This window comes from Epilithonimonas sp. 33E (assembly GCF_059372615.1).
Genome location: NZ_CM182009.1, coordinates 2000660 through 2020432 on the forward strand (window position 1 = coordinate 2000660; position 19773 = coordinate 2020432).

Consider the following 19773-nt stretch of genomic DNA (forward strand, 5'->3'; position numbering starts at 1 on the left):
TATAACAAAATTGAGTATTATTCTTCAGGAGAAATTCCCAAAACATAATAGAAAACAGCCAAAACTCTGGCAAAAAATTCCCGGGTGTGATTTCTGTAGAAGCTTTCGTTTCTGCTAACATCTTGAGCATCATAACCAAGTGCATTCATTCCATTATTTCTGGCAAAAAACAATGCTCTGAGGTTATGAAAGCCCTGTGAAACGATAATTACATTTTTTTGACCGTAAACATTTTTGCAACGAAGAATACTTTTATGCGTATTGAAGCCTTTCGGATCTTCAATAATGATATTTTCGGGAACGCCTTCTGTGTAAACAAGAAAACGTTTCATGGCGGCAGGTTCGTCATAGTTTTCACTTTTCTCACCGCTGACAATGATTTTTTTGATTTTCCCGTGATGATATAATGTTCCGACGGCATCCATTCTTGCTGTGAAATAAGGATTGGCAACTCCGGAACGCATTTTGGGAGAAGTTCCTAAAACCAGAGCGCAATCTCTTGGTGGAACTTTGCTGATTTTCGTATAAGTTCTTCCGCTGGTTAAGGCCACGACCCAGAAATTCGCTAAAATCAATAGCAAAATTCCCAGCTCTGCAAGCCTTAAAATAATCTTCAGAAAATCAGCAACCTTCTTAAACATTAGTTATATAAATCAAAATCTAAATATACATCTTTGCTCATTGCTATGGAAACACAAGGTAGAATTTTTCCCTGGCGTTTTTCATTTTCCGTCAGATATTCGTCTTCTGTCATATCCACTTCCCCGTTTTTCAAATAGCAGAGACAGCTTCCACAGATTCCGGATTTGCAGGAATAAGGCAGTTTATAACCCAAATCCAATAATTGCTGAAGGATTTTGCGTTCGTTATTTTTTAGAATAATCCCATCTTTTTCAATATGATTGAATTTTATTTTAACATTCACATTCTCAATCAAAGGAAACTCTTTTTCCGTTGGATAGATGTCTTCGTTGAAAGCTTCGAATAATTCGAAATGAATATTCTTTTTCGGAATGCCGTGGTTATAGCAGGCATTTGCTACGGATTTGATCATTGCACCAGGTCCACAAATCAAAACTTTGTCTGTACTGTCCCAAATTGTCGATTCTTCATCCTCTTCATCCAAATGAAGAATCTGATTGATGATCAAAGAAATTTTTCTCTCATCCAATCGTCCCTGGAAAAGCTTATCCTTAACAAGTTCTTGCGACAGGAAATAATAAACCTGGAATCTCCCGACATTTTGTTTCTGCAGATCTTCCAGCTCCTGTTTCAGAACAATATCCTCATAACTTTTGTTGCCATAGAAAAGAAAGATCCGGGCAAACTGTTCATTGTGAAGAATATTCTTAATGTGACTTATAATTGGTGTAATTCCTATTCCGGAAGCAAAGGCAAGAATGGTCCGTTTTTCATTGGGTCTTGAAGGAAGAAAAAATCTGCCCAAAGGTTCACTTACAGAGATTTCGTCACCGATATGATAATTCCTGAACAGGAAATCGGTTGAGCTTTCGTCGCCATTGATTTTTATCGCCAGATCAATTTTGTTTTCAAAAGGTGCCGATGTGAAAGAATAATCATTCTGAATTTCTTTTTCATTGAAATGATATTTCAGCGTTACATATTGCCCGGCCTGATATTGATAGTGCTGTTTCAGTTCCTCAGGAATTGCCAATTCCAGCTCAAATGCATTTTTGGTCAATTGTCGTTTTTTAGCTATTTTTAGCCTGTGAAACTGAGGTTGATTCGCGATTGTTAATTGATTCTCCATTGTCAAGAATCAAATTTAATGAAAATTGACAAAAGAAAAAACATAAATAGCAAGGGAGATTTTCAGTTTTAAAGAAAATAAAATTATGAAAAAACTAGTTATATATTCAGTCATATCACTCAGCTTTTTAGCTTGTAAAAAGAACGATGAAAAAGTTGCTGAAAAAGAAGCAAAAGAAGATTCTATAAAAGTCGAACCGACTAAAAGTGAAGCTGATGTTGCACAGCTGAAAGAATATTCTCCGGAAAAAATTTCAACTTTTTTGAAATCAAATCATTCTGATACTCTTTATGTGACCAATTTCTTTGCAACCTGGTGTGGACCATGCATGCACGAGATTCCGTTTTTCAAGAAAAAAATGGAAGAATTGACCAATCAGCCTGTGAAATTTACATTCGTAAGTCTTGACAATAAAACAGATTGGACAACAGATGTCAGCGATTTTGCGGATGAATACGATATTAGAAAAAATGTTGTCCTTTTGGACGGAACACTTTTGAATCAGGAGTTTTTCAAGCAAAATTTCCAGTCTTGGAATGGTGAAGCGATTCCTTTTACCTTGATTAGAAAAGGTGATAAATCTGATGAAACAGTTGGTTCTATGAGCGAAGAAATGCTAAATCAGAAGATCGAAAAACTATTAGCTCAAAATTCCACTGCAAAAGTTGTTGAGAATAAAGAAAAAGCAGGAATTTCTGGCCCGAAAAAATCTTTGAAATAACAATTTATTCTTGATGAAACGTTTTCCTATTCTGGTAACATTGATAATCGTATCGGCGATTATTGCGTTTTTCATCAATCTCAATGTTGGTTTTGCAAAATTGAATTTTTCTGATTTTATCAATTCAGAATCTGAGAATTTTCAAATTGCCGGATTTAGAATTAATCGTGCTTTGGCAATGCTTTTGATAGGAATAGCGATTCCGACCAGCGGATTTCTTTTACAGGAATATTTCAAGAATCCTTTGGCAGGTCCTGATGTTTTGGGAATCACTTCGGTTTCCAGTCTATTTGTTGCGTTTTATATTTTCTTTTCACAGAATATTGTCATTCCGGATTTTTTACAGAATAGTTTTATCAGTTTGTCATCCATTGTTGGAAGTATTGTTCTGATGATGATTTTACTCTTATTTTCGAATCGATTTCGGGATAAAAGCTTCATTATTATTTTTGGATTTTTGATTTCGGCTTTGGCTGGCGCTGTTGTTTCGTTTCTCCAGTTTTATGTGGAAAGTCAAAGTCTGAAAAATTATATGCTGTGGACTTTTGGAGCGAATAACCAAGCGAGTTTAGTTCAAATTTCGATTCTTACGGTTTTAATTTTAATCGGACTGATTTTCACTTTCAGATCTATAAAACCATTGATTGGAAATGCTCTCGGGAGTGCTTATGCCCAAAGTTTCGGCATCAGTCAATCCAAACTAAAAATCAGCATTATTGTTGCTTCTTCTCTACTTTCTGCTTCAGTTACGGCATTTTTAGGACCTATTTTATTTATCGGCGTTGTCGTTCCGCATTTTTGCAGAATGATCTGGAATCCTGCACAACTCTGGCATCAATGGATTCTGAATATTATTTTAGGTATTTTTATAATGCAGGTTTTTTCGATTATTTCGGAACTGAGTCAGTTTCCGATTAATATTATTACAACCTTCTTTGGAATTCCTGTGATATTGTTGATGTTGATGAAGAAAGTATAATATAAAATTAAACACAATATTTGTCATTCCGAAGGAATCTAAACGATACTGAGATTCCTTCGGAATGACAAAAAAAGAGAATTAATGCGATGAGCAATTTCCTAGAATTAAAAAACACAACAATCGGCTATTCAAATCCTTTGGTTTCGGATATTGATTCTTCCTTGGAATTAGGCGAAGTTTGCTTGTTGATGGGAAATAACGGTATCGGAAAAACCACTTTAATCAAATCTATTCTTGGACAAAACAAGCTTTTAAAAGGCGAAATTTTCATGAATGGGAAATCAATTCAGAGATTAGACTCAAACGAAATAGCTTCTCAAGTTGCCATTGTTTTTTCAAAATCCGAAATCCCTGATAATTATACGGTTACGGATTTGATTTCTCTCGGAAAATATATTCATTATTCATTCTACTTTAAATTAAATGAAACTGATAAACTGGAAATTACTGAAATCATAAACAAACTCAATTTATCAGAATATCAAAACAAAAAACTAACTGAATTATCAGACGGTAATCTTCAAAAAGCCTTCATTGGAAGAGCTTTGGCCCAAAATTCACCTTTCATTATTCTGGATGAACCAACCACGCATTTAGACGAAGAAAATAAATTAACAATCCTTTCACTTCTCAGAAATCTTGCTAAATCAGAAAACAAACTGATTCTTTTCTCTTCTCACGATTGGCGATTGGCAAAAGAATTTTCTGACAAAATCTGGTGGATCAAAGATAAAAAACTCATTAGCGGAATCTCCGAAGAAGTCATTCTTAGCAATCCTGAATTGATAACACCAAAAATTTTAAAATTCAATCAGGCATTTCATTCGCCGGATATTGATGCGCCAAAATTGGAAAAAGAAATGATGTTTTCTTATCTCCAAAAAAACTTCTCTCAGGATTTAAGAAAATTTAAATTGACGTTTAAAAATGATTTTTGGGAACTGAATTCGGATGATTTTTATGACAATTGTCATAATTTCCAGGAAATTAAACAATCTCTGCAAACCTTGATCAAAAAAGGTATTCCTAACTAAATAGATTTTTCACAATTTTAATTAATAAGATTTGCATAATAATTAAACCATTGCAAATCAATCAATTAATTAACTTAACACAAAAATACTATGCATGCATAGTATTTTTTTTATATTTGTAAAGAACGCTTTAAGATTCAAATTATGGAAAAGAAAAGCACTGAAAAAGTTGAAAGTGTAGACTTGATGTTAAAATCGGCTTGGCTGGCTGTTTCGAAAATGTATTCGGATCAGGCTTCTTTATACAATTCTACCGCTGTACAAGCTCTTACATTACTGAAAATTGACCCGAAAGAAGGTACGAGAAGTACGAATCTTGGTCCTAAAATGGCAATAGAACCTACTTCTCTGACAAGAATCATCAAGCTCCTTGAAGACAATGGTTATATCTATAAAGAGAAAACCACAACTGATAAAAGAGAAGTGATTATAAAACTAACTGATAAAGGTCTTAATTCAAGAAATTTATCCAAAGAAGTTGTTCTTAACTTTAATAAAAAAGTTCTGGAAAGAATCGCACCCGAGAAATTTGAAGTTTTCAAGGAAGTAATGACAGACATCCTGAAAATCGCAAACGAACTAAATCATAAGAAATAATTATAAAAAAGATAAATTCTCGCTGATTAAAGTAAATCAAGCAGATTAATCTGCAAAATCATTGAAATCTGCGAGAGAAATCTACAGCTTATAATTTAAAAAAATATAAATCATAAAATATTATCTGATAATGAACAGAAAAATAAAACACGTTACGGTGCTTGGTTCCGGTGTTATGGGTTCCGGCATCGCCTGTCATCTGGCAGGTAACGGCATTCAGGTTTTGATGTTGGATATGCCTCCGAAAGATTCGGAAAATGCCGACAAAAAAACGAGGAACAGCGTGGCACAAGGACATCTGGACAGCGCTCTGAAAAGTAATCCATCGCCCATCTATGACAAATCTTTCGCTTCCAGAATTACGGTTGGAAACTTCGAAGATGATTTGGAAAAAATCAAAAATTCGGATTGGGTCATTGAAGTGATTGTCGAAAGATTGGACATCAAACAATCGATGTTTGAAAAAGTGGACAAACTTCGTAAAGAAGGAACTTTGGTAACTTCTAACACATCAGGAATCCCGATTCATTTGATGTCGGAAGGAAGGTCAGAAGATTTCCAGAAACATTTCTGTGGGACACACTTCTTCAATCCACCGAGATATTTGAAATTATTTGAAGTAATTCCTGGTCCGAAAACGGATAAATCTGTGATTGATTTCTTTATGTCTTACGGCGAAAAGTTCCTTGGAAAAACAACGGTTCTTTGTAAAGATACACCAGGTTTTATAGGCAACAGAGTCGGTGTCTACTCGATGGCGAAAATTATGGAATTGACGGAAGAAATCGGTTTAACGATTGAAGAAGCAGATTCACTGACCGGAGATTTGCTAAATCGTCCAAAAACCGGAACTTTCAAACTCGGCGATTTAGTTGGATTAGACACGGCTTTCAACGTAACCAAAGGACTTCAGGCGAATCTTAAAGACGACGAAATGGTTCAGGCTTTGAAAGATTCAAAAACTCTGAATTTCCTGATTGAAAATAAATTCTTGGGTGATAAAACTAAAAAAGGATTTTATTATAAAGAAAAAGATGCCGGCGGAAATGTGAATCGTTTCGTTCTTAATTATGAAACGTTAGGTTATGAGCCGACAAAACAGCCAAAACTTCCTATCGTTGCAACAGCAAAAGAAGCTGGAAGTTTAAAAAACCGTTTGCCGATTTTGTTGAAAGACCAATCCAAAGCCGGAGAATTGATTAGAAAACATTTCGCTTCATTATTCGCTTACGTTTCTCAACGCGTTCCGGAAATTACGGATGTTTTCTACTCTATCGATGATGCGATGAAAACCGGTTATGCCTGGAAATACGGACCGTTCGAAAACTGGGATTTTGTTGGTGTTCAGAAAGGAATTGATTTGGTAGAAAGTGAAGGCTATAAAGTCGCTGATTGGGTAAAAGAAATGCTGGCTTCCGGAAACGAATCTTTTTACAAGCTGGAAAACGGAAAACAGCTATTCTATAATCAGAATACAAAATCGTACGAACCAATTCCAGGTCAGGATGCTTTCATTATTCTAAATAATATCAGAAAAGAAAAAACAGTTTGGTCTAATTCCGAATCGGCTTTGATTGACCTTGGTGACGGTATTTTAAACTTCGAGTTCCGTTCAAAAATGAACTCTCTTGGAGGTGGCGTTTTGGAAGGTCTTAATAAATCCATAGACATTGCCGAGAAAGATTACAGAGGTTTGGTTGTTGGAAATCAGGCTGACAATTTCTCAGTCGGTGCTAATCTCGCAATGGTAATGATGATGGCTGTTGAACAGGATTGGTACGAACTGAATATGGCGATTGCGATGTTTCAGCAGACTTCTATGAAGCTAAGATATTCATCAATTCCTGTTATCGCTGCACCTTTCGGAATGACGCTTGGCGGTGGATGTGAATTCTCTATGCACGCGGACAAAATCGTTGCAGCAGCGGAAACTTACATCGGTTTGGTGGAAGTTGGCGTTGGTCTGATTCCAGGAGGTGGCGGAACAAAAGAATTTGCATTGAGAGCATTGAAAGGAACGCTTCCAGACGATGTTAAGACCAATCATCTTCGAAATTATTTTATGAATATCGCAACGGCAAAAGTAGCGACTTCTGCATGGGAAGCTAAGCAAATGGGAATTTTGACTGATAAAGATATTATTGTTGTCAACAAAGACAGGCAAATTGCAGAAGCCAAACGTCAGGCAATTGTTTTGGACGAATTAGGTTATACACCTCCAGTTCCAGAGAAAGTCAGAGTCCTTGGAAACGAGGCAATGGGAATGTTCTATGTTGGAACAGACCAGATGGTTGCGGGTGGTTATGCATCAGAACACGACAGAAAAATCGCTAACAAAATTGGTTACGTAATGACCGGCGGTAATCTTTCTGAGCAGACAGAAGTTTCTGAACAATATCTTTTGGATTTGGAAAGAGAAGCATTCCTTTCACTTTGTGGAGAGAGAAAAACGCTTGAGAGAATAGGTGGAATGTTGAAAACAGGAAAACCGGTGAGAAACTAATCTGTCATTATTAAAATTAAACAAATATGGAAGCATATATAGTAACAGGATACAGAACAGCAGTTGGTAAAGCACCGAAAGGTTCTTTGCGTTTTACCCGACCAGACGATATGGCGGCAACTGTGATAGAACGTCTGATGAAAGATGTTCCCAATCTTGACCCGGCTCGCATCGACGATTTGATTGTCGGTTGTGCAATGCCGGAAGCAGAACAAGGACTGAATGTCGCAAGACTGATTTCACTAATGGGATTGGATACGGACAAAGTCCCGGGTGTGACAGTGAACAGATATTGCGCATCGGGCTCAGAATCGATAGCGATTGCAGCGGCAAAAATCAAAGCCGGAATGGCAGAATGCATCATCGCCGGTGGAGCAGAAAGTATGTCTTATATCCCAATGGGCGGTTACAAACCAATTCCGGACACAGATTTGGCAAAATCAAATCCCGATTATTATTGGGGAATGGGATTAACGGCTGAAGCGGTTGCCAACGAATTCAAAGTGAGTCGTGAAGAGCAAGATCAGTTTGCTTACAACTCGCATCAGAAAGCAATTAAAGCGATACAGGAAGGAAAATTTGAAAATCAGATTGTTCCGATTGATGTAAAATATAATTTCCTTGATGAAAAGGAAAAAATTCAGACCAAAGAATATGCATTCAAACAAGACGAAGGTCCAAGAGCTGATACTTCAATCGAGGCCTTAGCGAAACTTCGTCCTGTTTTTGCTGCCAATGGTTCTGTAACAGCAGGTAACTCTTCTCAGACTTCTGACGGCGCTGCTTTCACAATGGTAATGTCCGAAAGAATGGTCAAAGAATTAAATTTGACACCAGTTGCAAGACTTCTCTCCTATTCTACAGTCGGAGTTCCACCAAGAATTATGGGAATCGGACCAATGTATGCCATTCCAAAAGCTTTGGAACAAGCAGGACTTAAACAATCGGATATCGATTTATTTGAATTGAATGAAGCGTTTGCTTCTCAATCCGTTGCCATTTTAAGAGAATTGAACATCAATCCTGAAATCGTTAACGTAAACGGAGGCGCAATCGCACTTGGTCATCCACTTGGTTGTACAGGAACTAAATTGACTGTTCAACTCCTTGACGAAATGAAACGCAGAAACAGCAAATATGGTGTAGTGACAATGTGTGTGGGAACTGGTCAAGGTGCGGCGAGTGTATTTGAGTTGCTTTAAGACAGAGAGATAATAGACGAATAGATAATAGACTAACAGAAATAAAAACACAACAAATGAATGAATTTAAAAGACACAATTTTAAAAAGCTTAAGATTTGGCAAATGGCTATGGAATTATCAAAATTGACATTAGACCTAACTGATACTTTTCCCATTTATGAAAAATATGGGTTGAAAAGTCAAATGGACAGATGTTCAATCTCAATTCCATCAAACATTGCAGAAGGTTCAAGCAGAACAAACAAATCTTTCAGTCATTTTTTAGATGTTTCTTTAGGTTCTTCATTTGAATTGCAGACACAAATTTTATTAGCAAATCATCGAAAATATTTATCCGACGAACAAAGTGAAATCTTCGAAATTAAAATTGAAGAATTTCAAAGAGCAACAATGGTATTTCAAAATACTTTAAAAGATTAGATAATGATAGACGGATAGAAAATAGACAGTTGAGATTTTGAAGGTCTATCATCTATCAGTCTATTATCTATCATCTCAAATAAAAAATTTAAAATCACAAAAATATTATGTCAACAGATACAAAAACATTAGACGGTGGCGAATTCCTTGTAAGGGACATCACTGCTCAGGAAATTTTCAGCATCGAGGAATTGTCCGAAGAACAAAAGATGCTTCGCGATTCTGCAAAAGAATTCATAGATAAAGAGGTCGTTCCGAATAAGGAAAGATTCGAGAAAAAAGATTACGCTTACACGGAAGAAGTGATGCGTAAAATTGGGGAAATGGGATTCCTGGGAATCGCTGTTCCGGAAGCTTACGGCGGTTTGGGAATGGGATTCGTAACTACAATGTTGGCCTGCGATTATCTTTCCGGTTCTACGGGTTCATTGGCAACGGCTTATGGCGCACACACCGGAATCGGGACATTGCCGATTTTACTTTACGGAACCGAAGCACAAAAGCAGAAATATCTTCCTGATTTGGCTGCCGGAACTAAATTCGGAGCGTATTGCTTGACTGAGCCTGATGCTGGTTCGGATGCCAACAGCGGTAAAACAAGAGCTAAACTTTCCGAGGACGGAAAACATTATATTATTAATGGACAAAAAATGTGGATTTCAAATGCAGGATTTGCAGATACTTTCACTTTGTTTGCTAAGATTGATGATGACAAAAACATTACTGGGTTTGTAATCAACCGTTCTGAATTGGAAAATCCTGAAAGTCTGACTTTCGGAGAGGAGGAACACAAATTGGGAATCCGTGCGTCTTCTACACGTCAGGTTTTCTTCAATGATATGAAAATCCCTGTTGAGAATCTTTTGGGCGAAAGAAACAACGGTTTCAAAATCGCTTTAAATGCATTGAACGTTGGTCGTATCAAATTGGCAGCAGCTTGTCTGGATGCCCAAAGAAGAATCCTGAATTACTCTTTGAATTATTCATCCGAGAGAAAGCAATTCGGTGTTTCTATCAATACATTTGGAGCCATTCGTAAGAAATTGGCAGAAATGGCAACAGGCGCTTTCGTGAGCGAAGCGGGTTCTTACAGAGCGGCGAAAAATGTAGAAGACAAAATTGAAGAACTGGTTGCCGATGGAATGAACCACGAGCAGGCAGAACTGAAAGGTGTGGAAGAATTTGCGGTTGAATGTTCTATCCTGAAGGTTTTCGTATCAGATTTAGCACAACATACAGCAGATGAAGGTATCCAAATCTACGGTGGAATGGGCTTCTCAGAAGATACACCAATGGAAGCAGCTTGGAGAGATTCAAGAATTTCCAGAATCTACGAAGGAACCAATGAAATCAACAGACTTTTGGCAGTTGGGATGTTAATCAAACGGGCGATGCAAGGCAAAATCGATTTGTTAACGCCTGCGAAAAATGTCGCTAAAGAATTGATGAGCATTCCGTCTTTTGATATTCCTGATTATTCAGAATATATGTCTGAGGAAAAAGAAGTGATTAAGAACTTGAAGAAAGTATTCCTGATGGTTTCCGGTTCTGCACTTCAAAAATATATGATGGACATCGAGAAACAACAGCATTTGTTATTAAACGCTTCCGAAATCCTGAACCAAATCTATATGGCAGAATCCGCCATACTGAGAGCTGAGAAACATTTCTCAACAGATTCTGTAGAAGCTGCAATGGCAAGACTGAATCTTTACAAAGCAGTTGAAATCATCACAACCAATGCCAAAGAAGGTATCGTTTCTTTTTCAGAAGGCGACGAGCAAAGAATGATGTTAGCCGGATTAAGACGTTTTACAAAATATGTGAACACGCCAAATCCAATTGCGTTGACAGAAAAAATTGCCGCTCATTTTATTGAGAAAGGTTCTTATTAAGTAATCAATTTAATTATAACCAAACCCGCCTCAGAATCTGAGGCGGGTTTTATTTATGTGACCGTCACCTTCGAGCGATATAGTTTGTCGCACTCGCCCGAGTGTGGGTGTCAACTTCGGGCGTATGTGACAGGCACACTCGGGCGAGTGTGTCGTTCCATTATTTTTATTGGCTTATAAATGATTATGCTAAGTGATTGCTATTATATTTATAAAATCAAACAATCGAACTCAGGCTAATAAACTAAACCTTATCATTTTAAATAATAAGGTTTAATTATTGATATGGAAAAATCGAAATTAATTTAATTGGGTTTCCTGTTTTGTATCCGTAATTATAAATGGCGATTTTGTCTTTTGAAATTATCATCTTTAGCCAGCTGTAAGAAGCAAATTATTCAATATGAAAGATTATTGTTGTATGTAGAAATGTGATGTTATTTGCGGTTTTTATTAAGGTAATGGTTGCAATTTGGCTTCACCACAATTTTCCCTTAAATATTTGTCAATTGTGTTTTTTAATTCAATTATTTTATAGCTATTTGTAATTGATTCAATTTTATTATCCAATTTTTTAATTTGTGAATTTAGATTTTTCCCTAATAATTTAATTTCTCTCCATTGTTCATTTGTGTCTTGAAAATTTTTGGACATTTCATATATTTCTTTTCCAATAGAGTAAACTGGATTAACTTCACCTAAAACTCCTTCAATGGTATTATCTGCCTGTTTTTTCAGTGTAGATTCTAAAGCTTTTTCATAAGAATCGGTAAATATAATTTCAGCTGAAAAAGTCAAACCATCATATATTTTTCCAATTGACTTTCCTATTGGTGGAGCTAAGGCTTCACATAATTTCACTGTAACATTAGAGAGAGACTGTATGAAATAAAGAGAATACCCTAGACCTGGGCCTATGTCGGTTCTGCTTTGTAAATCATTTAAAGTATTCTTCAAATCATCACGTACTGATTTATATTTTTCAACGTTATCAAAATTTTTCATATAATCATTTTCCAACTCATAATCTCTATAATGAACTAATGCTTTACAAAACTCATCTTGACTTTTATTATCTTTGGGATTATCTTCAAACTCATCCAATATATTTTTAGAATTGAGATTTGCAATGTCCTTATTGGAAAGTTCGTTAATAATTTTATCCTTTTCATTTTTAGAAGATGAGACTAAATTTTTATCATCATTTCTTTCACTGCTGATTTTATTAGCATACGAAATAGTTTCTATTTTCTTTTGCGGATGAGATTCTGTAACAACATTGATATTATTTCCACCTGTTGGAGTTTTTGTATCTTCTGATTCTGTTTCTTTGCCACAAAGTCTGTTAGCTAATTCGCCAAATCTATTTACCGCATTTTGTAATTCTTGACTTCCTCCATTCATCATATAGCTTGCACAGTCATTTCCTATTTCCTTGGTATAATTCGCAGTACTTTTGTTAAGAGCCATTATTTGTTCACAAGTTGTACAAGCATTCATTTGCCTAATCCATTCTTTACATTTTTGCCCATATCCAAAAAAAGATAACACTAAAAATAGTGTAACAATTGTTTTAAAACTTAGATTTATACTTTTCATCTACGGTTTTATTTTTAGATTCTAAAGTAATTGTGAGCAGTTCTATCTTATAAAGTTGTTTGTATAGCTCTTTTACTTTTACGCTCCTATCTTCTTTTTTTGCTGTGTAAAAATTATTAACCGAATTTTTCAATTGTGGCTTGTCTTCCGAAAACTCTATGAGTGATTCTTTTATGGTATCAGGCGAAGTAAATAGAAAGTTTAATATTTCTGATGAAACATAGTTGTTTTCCTTTCCTAAGTTTACGCCTTCTACCTTAAAGCTATCCGTATTTACAATTTCTTTTACCTCGCCTAATTGCTTAAAATAATTAGTTGTTTCTTGTAAAGATTGACTACCTTGAGATTCTAGTGGACTTAATTGTGTGGTAAGCTGGCTGACATCAATTCCCAAATCTCCGAAAGCGGAAGAATTACTTGCCAAACTATTTGCAAAAACACCCATTGCCTTTGCGAACATTGCGCCTTTTGCACGTTCAATATTCAGCTCTACCTCGGAACAAACTTGTTCTATTTCTCCTATAGATTCATAATATTTTTCAAATTCTTTTTGCGCATCATCAGAATTAGAATATGCGTTGCAAACTTCATAACCCAGATAGAAAATTTTAGAAAGATCTTTTCTGTTTTCCATATTATTATAGATATCTGCAATATATTTGTATGCAATGGCTTTTATTGTAGCTTTTTCTTTAAGTGTGCATACAATTCCTTCTGTTGTGTTCAAAACGGTATAGAAGCAATTGAGAGCCGCGTTATAGTCTTTTTTTTCCATCAACACCCCACCAAAACCGAGTAGCTTTAAGCTGTAAGTCAAGGTGTTTGAAATTGGAAAAAACAAAGGCTTAATATTTTGCTTAAAGTTATAAGGGACACTTGAATTTTTGAAGGCTTGAATTTCATTAAGGTCTACATTAACAAAATTGCCATATAAATCTTTAATTTCCTGATAAGGATTATTTGTTTTATATCTAATGATATTTCCTTTAACAGATTTTAGATTTATTAATCGGGAATCAGGAACTTTTATCGTTAGTTTTCCGGGTAGATTTTCAGTAATAAAACCGCTATAAAATCGTTGTGGTTTTCCTTCTTTTATTTCAGAAAAATTTCCTTTTAAACTATAACCATCTGTTTCCAATTCTTTCCCAATTTCTTCTAATATTACGGCCCAATCGTTGGCGCATTTTATGGTAGTGTATTTATCTTCTCCATTTTTATGAAAATTCAGTTTTACCGAATTTTCGTATACCACACCTTCTATTCCATAGTCTGAGCTATAAACAAAATCTTTTATTTCTGGAATTAATATTTCTCCTTTTTTTTGGAACTTGTTTTTTGAAAGCAACTCATAAAATGCAAAACTTTTTGAAAGTTTTGTTTTTTGGTCAGATATAAGACCTAACGCAATCGTTTGTGCTGATATTAGATTACCGCAAAACAGTATTAAAATATGTAATATTTTCATACTAATATTTTAAAATGAATATCCAATACTGAAAGAAGGATGTCTTGAGTATGATTTTAATTCTTCATCGGTTTTACTCAGAGGCGACCAAACATTAGCAACATCAAAACCATATCGTAAGTTGATGAATAAACGGTTATTAAATTCGTAGCCAATTCCTCCCATAATAGGAACATCCAAAGTTGGACTTACGTTCGTTGCTTCTTCTACTGTTAAATCAACAATGTAATCGTCAAGGTTGACATTTTCTTTTTTTGTTGCTTTTCCTGCAATATAATATCCAATAGAAGGACCAAGTTCAACATAAAAATTATCAGTAATATAATAGCTAAACATCATATTCAATCCAATTTTGGAAAAATTATAAGTTCTAAGTTGCGACTCGAAATTGATGTTTGAATAAACCAGCTCGAACGGCATAAAGAATTTTTTGTTTTTAAAGAAATGGGTGTTGTAAAAAACACCAATATCGAAACCTGTCTTAGGTTCAAACTTTTCATTCTCAGTTTCCGTGTAGTTTACATAGTTTACACCTGCTCTAATACCAAATCTTGCTTTGTCTTTGTAATTAGATGATACTTGCCCTAAAACTAGTGAGCTGTAAATTAGCGGTAATAATAAAATTGTTTTTTTCATAGCAATGCATTTTTATTACCACAAAGCTATATTCTCACTGCATTAACATATTTATACCTTTCCCTAATTTTTCGCTAGGATTTTTCCTAGTCATTCACGAAAAATTTATTTGTAAATTTGAGTGATGATGAAAAATATACTTATTGCAATATTCTTGTTTATTGAAATTTGGATTACTTCCCAAATGAAAGCCGATACAATGTTTGTAAATGGAGGTAACTGGATTCCTCTTTTTTCTAAGTCCTCATACTATATTGACAGCAGCAACTCAAAAAATGTTTTTCAGATTAGTCAAATCAATAATAATTTTAGAAAAGTAGACCATCCTTCTAATCTTATTCTGAAAAAGCAGACCAAAACGGTTTGGGTACATACTTACATAAAAAATACTGGTAACAGAAAAGATTATTGGCTGGGAATATATTCTCAACTGGATATTCTTAATGTATATAGAAAAACACAACAAGGTATTGTACTTTTAAAAAAATGTCATCTTCTTAATATTAAAAATCAAGATGTTCCAGATATTCGGTTTCATTATGTTCCTTTTGTACTTAATAAGAACGAAATTGCAGAAATCTATATGGAGATACGAAATCCACGTTACTATCAAAATATCTACTCGGACTTCACCACGCCTGTTGATAACCTTATTTGGGAAACAAGTTTCTATTGGGAAATAGGATTTGTGATTGGTATTACTTTCATCATAGCGGTTCTAAGTCTTGTGATGGGAATCATTCTCAGACAGAAATATTACTTCTTGTACTCTATATATTTAGTTTTGATAGCCATAATCGTTATAAGAGAAGAGCTTTTCATCAATATTATAAAAGTTCCTTCGCTCTATCAATCTATTCTGAAAACAAATTCTCTTTTTTTGCTTGTCATCGCAATGGGTCTGAGTATGAAGATTATGACAGGCTTTCTGGATTTTAGAAAAAACAATGGCGGGCAGTTCAGAGTACTCAATACAATTTTTGATTTTTATGTTACATTTGGGATTCTTGCCAGTCTTTGGTTTTATATAGATTACGCCAATACAACCTTTGACAATCCTATCTATAATGGCATCTGGGATATTTCAATTGGGCTCTCTGCTCTGGCGGTTCTGATACAGATAACAATATTAATCCGGCTGGGATTACAAAATAAAAGACCATCTCTAGGTATTCTGGCAGCATTATTATTCGGCTTTATCAATCCTGTAACTTATTTTTTCAATTATTCCCGAATTTTGACAATATATGAAATCAGCCATCCCAATTACTTTTATTATGTTTTGTTGCTGGAGATTTTCATAATGGGAATTGCCATAGCATACAGCTATCGCAAAATCAAATCACAATATATATCAACCCTGGAAGATAAGCTGAAACTGGAAGAAGAAAACAGCAAAATAAAACAAATGGAGGAAGAGAAAATCAAGCAAAGCATCTTGGAATCTCACGAACATCTTCTGAAAAACCTTTCCAAAGACCTGCACGACGATATAGGACAAAAATTGAGCATCATCAATTTCTCTGTGGAAAATCTAAGATTTGCAGTGTCCTCCAAAGAATCAATTAACGAGATAAGAAGTTCTATTTTGGAAATATCGGATTCTGTAAGAGACCTTAGTCATTGGCTAAATGACTTCAGTATTGGTAAAAATACCATTGATGAAATAATACTGAATGAGGTGGAACGCATCAAAAAAACAAACATTATAAAAATTAATTTTGAAAAAATAAATAATTCCTCAGAAAACTATGAAACCAGTACAGAAGAAAACATTATACTTTACAGATGTTTCCAGGAGAGTATTAATAATATCCTAAAACATTCTGATGCTTCTCAAATAAATATAATAATAGATTACACAAATATAATATTCATCAGCATTGAAGACAATGGAAATGGTTTTGATGTCAACAACCAATTCGGAAACGGTATCAACAATATAAAAGAAAGAGCAAGTCTCATTGGATTCTCTTGTACAATACATTCTAATCCGGAAAAAGGAACGAAAATATCAATTTACAAAAATGATAAATCTAGTAATTACTGATGACCATAAGATTCTGAGACAAGGCATTATAAAACTTCTAAAAAACCTCGGCGATTACAATATTCTCGCTGAACTTAATGATGGTGAAGAACTGCTTCGGAATTTTGGGACTCTCAAAGAAAAAACAGACCTCTTTATATTAGACCATTCGCTTCCTAGAAAAAGCGGAATAGAAGTCCTCACAGAGCTACAATCTATACTGAACGAAGAAAAATTTCTTATCCTGACACAGAATGATTCTGTAAATATCAAATCTCAATTTTATAAATTGGGAGCCAGAGGTTTCTTATCCAAAACCTGTACAGGAGAAGAACTAAAAGAAGCTATTGAACAAATCATCAACTCCGGATATTTCAATCTTCAGGAGAATATCAAAATGTTGAGAAAAAATGACCCTGAATTCAGTCCTATTTCTTTCCTGAGCAAAAAAGAACTGGAACTGATAAAATGGATTTGCTGTGAGGAAGAATATACATATGAACAAATCGCATCCAAAATGAATATCAGCATAAAAACCGTAGATTATCATCGGAATAACCTGTTCGAAAAATTCAATATCAGCTCTAAAACAGGATTGGTTTTATTATCTCATAAACATAAACTTACACCTCCTTTTTTGTAGAAAACGGTAAATGATTTAATACCAAAAATAAACCTATTTTCTGTTCATTATCCAATTACTTTGACTGAAAAAATTGCCGCTCATTTTATTGAGAAGGGTTCTTACTAAATCAGCAATTTGATTAAAAAAACCGTTTTCAGAAATTCCTGAAACGGTTTTTTATTTATTTCTCATACATTTATTTCCATTATCCCCACCAATATTTATTTAAAATATAGAAATGATTTTCGTATTCAATTATAAAGCAATCATCATAAAAAGTTTTAATTCTTTGTACACTCTTTATTTCTCTTAAAAAAACATTATCTATCAATCTAAAGAGAGCATTAATCAAACCTTGAGATTTCTCTTCACCAATTTCTTCATCATATAATCCATTTCTGATAAAATCTTTAAAAATATTATCATAATTTTTCAAATCAAATTGAACTGATTCTTCAGTTTGTTTTATAAGATAATTAAGATTATCGGTTTTGGAAAAATCGAAAGCTTCTCGATAATGGTCTTTTCCAAACTTTCTATCAATATAGATATTTACACAATCGATAAATCCCTCAATGTTATTTATTTTTTTTCTTCATCAAGAACATTTTTTAGATACCATTCTGAAATTGGATATTTTCTCTTTTCAAAATATTTGAAATTCTTTTTAGGATTATCTAAAAATGCATAATTTTTTGTTGTTTTATGAAGTTCACTTATTTCTTTGTCTAAGAAAAATTTTCGACCATAATTTAAATCGTCGCGTCTTTCATAGTCATTTAAATCAGTTTCAATTACTTCAAACACATCTAAACTTGGATTTACAATTTGAAAATTATCATTTGCTACCAGAAAAAACTGTGAATTATCTAAACCAAATCCGACCCCAATCACATGATAATTTTCAAGCTTTTTAAAATCATCTCTATTTTTGAACTTTATTTTCATAAAATTATGTAGCAATTATTTTCACTAACTTAAGAAAAAATTTCAAAACAAACTCAACTGAATCCCGTCATTCGGTTTCGGAGGTTTTGCATCACCAAAAACAGTTTTCCCACCAAATCGCCAGGCGTTTTGTCGCTCCTCTTCTATCACTTTTTCAAGATTAAAATCCGGCGTGAAATTTTTTTCAGTTTTCACTGCAATCTCGTGTAACTTTTTTATCGCCTGATTCTTATCCGTGTTCCCCAACTTAGATTTCTCGATGCCGGTTCTTAGGATAGAAATCGTTTCGTCATAAGTTTGGGTCGGAACAGGAAACGGATGACCGTCTTTTCCCCCGTGTGCAAAAGAAAAACGAGCCGGGTCTGTAAATCTGGATGGCGCCCCGTGAATCACTTCACTCACTAAAGCCAGAGACTGCATCGTTCGTGGACCAACACCTTTCAGCATCAGCAAATCTTCAAAATTCTCAGGTTCGTTTTCTCTCGCCAGCCAAAGAATATTGCCGAGCTTTTTCATATCAACATCACTTGCCAAAACCTCGTGATGAGCCGGCAAAATCAAACGTTGGAAATCCTGCATCCATTTCTCGGAATCAGTTTTTGTGATGTCAACAATTCCGTTTCGGTTTTGTTCGGCTTCAGAAGATGTGAGATTCAGAATATTTCCACGATTCACGCCGGAGATTCCCGTGTGAGGTTCATTGACAAAAGAAGTTATATTTTCCGACAGCCAATGGTAACGTCTCGCTGTTCCGTCAGAATCGTGCATCCCTTGCTGGACAACCGCCCAATTCCCTTGGTCAGACAAAATAAAATTATGCAGATAAAGCTGGTAACCATCCTGAATCGCCGTGTTATCAACCTTTGCAGACAACTTGCTGCAACGCACCAGTTCATCACCATTCAATCCGGTTGAATCTGCAATTTTCAAAAGTTCATTCGGTGCATCTTTGGAGAATTTTCCCTTTCCTCCGGCGATATAAATGCCGAGAGATTTTGAATTCGGATTAATGGCTCGTTTCAAAGCACCCATTACAGACGTTGTGATTCCTGAAGAATGCCAATCCATGCCCATCACTGCTCCAAAACTCTGGAACCAAAACGGGTCAGCCAACCGTCGCAAGACTTCATCTTTTCCGTAATCTGCAAGAATCACTTCCACAATTGCCAGTCCAAGCCTGGACATACGTTCATACAACCAGGGCGGAACCTTACCGTAATGAAGTGGCAAATCTGCAGTTCCGGAACGTTTCATTTTTTATTTTTTAATCGCAAAGGCGCAAATTTCATTTAGCAATTCAACTTTTTCAAGACGCAAAACTTTGCGACTTTTATAACATAA

Annotated in this window: 18 protein-coding genes; 10 read left to right on the top strand and 8 right to left on the bottom strand. The window is 34.9% G+C overall.

The window, feature by feature from the left end:
- Nucleotides 1–17: 17 nt before the first annotated feature.
- Together AC5P2S_RS09195 and AC5P2S_RS09200 are read right to left on the bottom strand one after the other, a co-directional pair.
- Nucleotides 18–641 carry a SanA/YdcF family protein gene (locus AC5P2S_RS09195; protein WP_283415469.1) on the bottom strand — a complete coding sequence of 208 codons (624 nt, stop codon included), beginning with the start codon at nucleotides 639–641 and terminating at the stop codon, nucleotides 18–20.
- On the bottom strand, nucleotides 641–1771 hold the full coding sequence (locus AC5P2S_RS09200; RefSeq protein WP_494554715.1) for a 2Fe-2S iron-sulfur cluster-binding protein: 1131 nt from the start codon (nucleotides 1769–1771) through the stop codon (nucleotides 641–643). Before AC5P2S_RS09200 ends, AC5P2S_RS09195 begins: the two co-directional genes overlap by 1 nt.
- A gap of 85 nt (nucleotides 1772–1856) precedes the next feature.
- On the opposite strand from AC5P2S_RS09200, the gene AC5P2S_RS09205 reads away from it, so the two are divergent.
- The 8 genes from AC5P2S_RS09205 to AC5P2S_RS09240 all read left to right on the top strand — a co-directional run bounded on the left by AC5P2S_RS09205 (nucleotide 1857) and on the right by AC5P2S_RS09240 (nucleotide 11127).
- Nucleotides 1857–2492, top strand: a complete 636-nt coding sequence (locus AC5P2S_RS09205; RefSeq protein WP_494554716.1) for a TlpA family protein disulfide reductase — start codon at nucleotides 1857–1859, stop codon at nucleotides 2490–2492.
- A gap of 13 nt (nucleotides 2493–2505) precedes the next feature.
- The gene (locus AC5P2S_RS09210) at nucleotides 2506–3471 is read left to right on the top strand and encodes an iron chelate uptake ABC transporter family permease subunit (RefSeq protein WP_494554717.1); all 966 of its coding nucleotides are present in this window, start codon (nucleotides 2506–2508) and stop codon (nucleotides 3469–3471) included.
- Between the two features lie 89 nt (nucleotides 3472–3560).
- Nucleotides 3561–4508 carry an ABC transporter ATP-binding protein gene (locus tag AC5P2S_RS09215; RefSeq protein WP_494554718.1) on the top strand — a complete coding sequence of 316 codons (948 nt, stop codon included), beginning with the start codon at nucleotides 3561–3563 and terminating at the stop codon, nucleotides 4506–4508.
- A 144-nt stretch (nucleotides 4509–4652) separates the two neighbouring features.
- A complete protein-coding gene (locus AC5P2S_RS09220; protein ID WP_283415474.1) occupies nucleotides 4653–5105 on the top strand; it encodes a MarR family winged helix-turn-helix transcriptional regulator in 453 nt (150 codons plus the stop codon).
- A gap of 130 nt (nucleotides 5106–5235) precedes the next feature.
- Entirely contained in the window at nucleotides 5236–7608 is a 2373-nt protein-coding gene (locus AC5P2S_RS09225; protein ID WP_494554719.1) for a 3-hydroxyacyl-CoA dehydrogenase/enoyl-CoA hydratase family protein, read from the top strand.
- Between the two features lie 26 nt (nucleotides 7609–7634).
- Complete coding sequence (locus AC5P2S_RS09230; protein ID WP_494554720.1) at nucleotides 7635–8810, top strand: acetyl-CoA C-acyltransferase; 1176 nt, start codon at nucleotides 7635–7637, stop codon at nucleotides 8808–8810.
- A 56-nt stretch (nucleotides 8811–8866) separates the two neighbouring features.
- Nucleotides 8867–9232 (top strand): four helix bundle protein, encoded by a 366-nt coding sequence (locus tag AC5P2S_RS09235; RefSeq protein WP_283415477.1) that lies wholly within the window; start codon nucleotides 8867–8869, stop codon nucleotides 9230–9232.
- A gap of 107 nt (nucleotides 9233–9339) precedes the next feature.
- Nucleotides 9340–11127, top strand: coding sequence for an acyl-CoA dehydrogenase FadE (locus tag AC5P2S_RS09240; RefSeq protein WP_494554721.1), 1788 nt, complete (start codon nucleotides 9340–9342; stop codon nucleotides 11125–11127).
- Between the two features lie 453 nt (nucleotides 11128–11580).
- On the opposite strand, the gene AC5P2S_RS09245 is transcribed toward AC5P2S_RS09240, so the two are convergent.
- Genes AC5P2S_RS09245 through AC5P2S_RS09255 form a run of 3 tightly spaced genes read right to left on the bottom strand, consistent with a single transcriptional unit; the run spans nucleotide 11581 to nucleotide 14830 of the window.
- Nucleotides 11581–12726 (bottom strand): hypothetical protein, encoded by a 1146-nt coding sequence (locus tag AC5P2S_RS09245; RefSeq protein ID WP_494554722.1) that lies wholly within the window; start codon nucleotides 12724–12726, stop codon nucleotides 11581–11583.
- Nucleotides 12701–14194, bottom strand: coding sequence for a hypothetical protein (locus AC5P2S_RS09250; RefSeq protein ID WP_494554723.1), 1494 nt, complete (start codon nucleotides 14192–14194; stop codon nucleotides 12701–12703). Before AC5P2S_RS09250 ends, AC5P2S_RS09245 begins: the two co-directional genes overlap by 26 nt.
- Before the next feature lie 9 nt (nucleotides 14195–14203).
- Nucleotides 14204–14830: a porin family protein gene (locus AC5P2S_RS09255; protein WP_494554724.1), complete on the bottom strand. Its 627-nt coding sequence runs from the start codon at nucleotides 14828–14830 to the stop codon at nucleotides 14204–14206.
- Nucleotides 14831–15014: 184 nt separating this feature from the next.
- On the opposite strand from AC5P2S_RS09255, the gene AC5P2S_RS09260 reads away from it, so the two are divergent.
- Together AC5P2S_RS09260 and AC5P2S_RS09265 are read left to right on the top strand one after the other, a co-directional pair.
- On the top strand, nucleotides 15015–16880 hold the full coding sequence (locus AC5P2S_RS09260; RefSeq protein ID WP_494554725.1) for a sensor histidine kinase: 1866 nt from the start codon (nucleotides 15015–15017) through the stop codon (nucleotides 16878–16880).
- Nucleotides 16858–17502 carry a response regulator transcription factor gene (locus AC5P2S_RS09265; protein ID WP_494554726.1) on the top strand — a complete coding sequence of 215 codons (645 nt, stop codon included), beginning with the start codon at nucleotides 16858–16860 and terminating at the stop codon, nucleotides 17500–17502. Before AC5P2S_RS09260 ends, AC5P2S_RS09265 begins: the two co-directional genes overlap by 23 nt.
- Nucleotides 17503–17689: 187 nt before the next feature.
- On the opposite strand, the gene AC5P2S_RS09270 is transcribed toward AC5P2S_RS09265, so the two are convergent.
- From AC5P2S_RS09270 to AC5P2S_RS09280, 3 genes are all read right to left on the bottom strand, one after another.
- The gene (locus AC5P2S_RS09270) at nucleotides 17690–17920 is read right to left on the bottom strand and encodes a hypothetical protein (protein ID WP_494554727.1); all 231 of its coding nucleotides are present in this window, start codon (nucleotides 17918–17920) and stop codon (nucleotides 17690–17692) included.
- A 146-nt stretch (nucleotides 17921–18066) separates the two neighbouring features.
- Entirely contained in the window at nucleotides 18067–18432 is a 366-nt protein-coding gene (locus tag AC5P2S_RS09275; protein ID WP_494554728.1) for a hypothetical protein, read from the bottom strand.
- A 42-nt stretch (nucleotides 18433–18474) separates the two neighbouring features.
- Nucleotides 18475–19686, bottom strand: coding sequence for a DUF763 domain-containing protein (locus AC5P2S_RS09280; protein WP_494554729.1), 1212 nt, complete (start codon nucleotides 19684–19686; stop codon nucleotides 18475–18477).
- Between the last annotated feature and the right edge of the window lie 87 nt (nucleotides 19687–19773).

Coding starts and splice junctions, on each gene's coding strand:
- AC5P2S_RS09195 (WP_283415469.1), bottom strand. CDS start 641: ATGTTTAAGAAGGTTGCTGATTTTCTGAAGATTATTTTAAGGCTTGCA.
- AC5P2S_RS09200 (WP_494554715.1), bottom strand. CDS start 1,771: ATGGAGAATCAATTAACAATCGCGAATCAACCTCAGTTTCACAGGCTA.
- AC5P2S_RS09205 (WP_494554716.1), top strand. CDS start 1,857: ATGAAAAAACTAGTTATATATTCAGTCATATCACTCAGCTTTTTAGCT.
- AC5P2S_RS09210 (WP_494554717.1), top strand. CDS start 2,506: ATGAAACGTTTTCCTATTCTGGTAACATTGATAATCGTATCGGCGATT.
- AC5P2S_RS09215 (WP_494554718.1), top strand. CDS start 3,561: ATGAGCAATTTCCTAGAATTAAAAAACACAACAATCGGCTATTCAAAT.
- AC5P2S_RS09220 (WP_283415474.1), top strand. CDS start 4,653: ATGGAAAAGAAAAGCACTGAAAAAGTTGAAAGTGTAGACTTGATGTTA.
- AC5P2S_RS09225 (WP_494554719.1), top strand. CDS start 5,236: ATGAACAGAAAAATAAAACACGTTACGGTGCTTGGTTCCGGTGTTATG.
- AC5P2S_RS09230 (WP_494554720.1), top strand. CDS start 7,635: ATGGAAGCATATATAGTAACAGGATACAGAACAGCAGTTGGTAAAGCA.
- AC5P2S_RS09235 (WP_283415477.1), top strand. CDS start 8,867: ATGAATGAATTTAAAAGACACAATTTTAAAAAGCTTAAGATTTGGCAA.
- AC5P2S_RS09240 (WP_494554721.1), top strand. CDS start 9,340: ATGTCAACAGATACAAAAACATTAGACGGTGGCGAATTCCTTGTAAGG.
- AC5P2S_RS09245 (WP_494554722.1), bottom strand. CDS start 12,726: ATGAAAAGTATAAATCTAAGTTTTAAAACAATTGTTACACTATTTTTA.
- AC5P2S_RS09250 (WP_494554723.1), bottom strand. CDS start 14,194: ATGAAAATATTACATATTTTAATACTGTTTTGCGGTAATCTAATATCA.
- AC5P2S_RS09255 (WP_494554724.1), bottom strand. CDS start 14,830: ATGAAAAAAACAATTTTATTATTACCGCTAATTTACAGCTCACTAGTT.
- AC5P2S_RS09260 (WP_494554725.1), top strand. CDS start 15,015: ATGAAAGCCGATACAATGTTTGTAAATGGAGGTAACTGGATTCCTCTT.
- AC5P2S_RS09265 (WP_494554726.1), top strand. CDS start 16,858: ATGATAAATCTAGTAATTACTGATGACCATAAGATTCTGAGACAAGGC.
- AC5P2S_RS09275 (WP_494554728.1), bottom strand. CDS start 18,432: ATGAAAATAAAGTTCAAAAATAGAGATGATTTTAAAAAGCTTGAAAAT.
- AC5P2S_RS09280 (WP_494554729.1), bottom strand. CDS start 19,686: ATGAAACGTTCCGGAACTGCAGATTTGCCACTTCATTACGGTAAGGTT.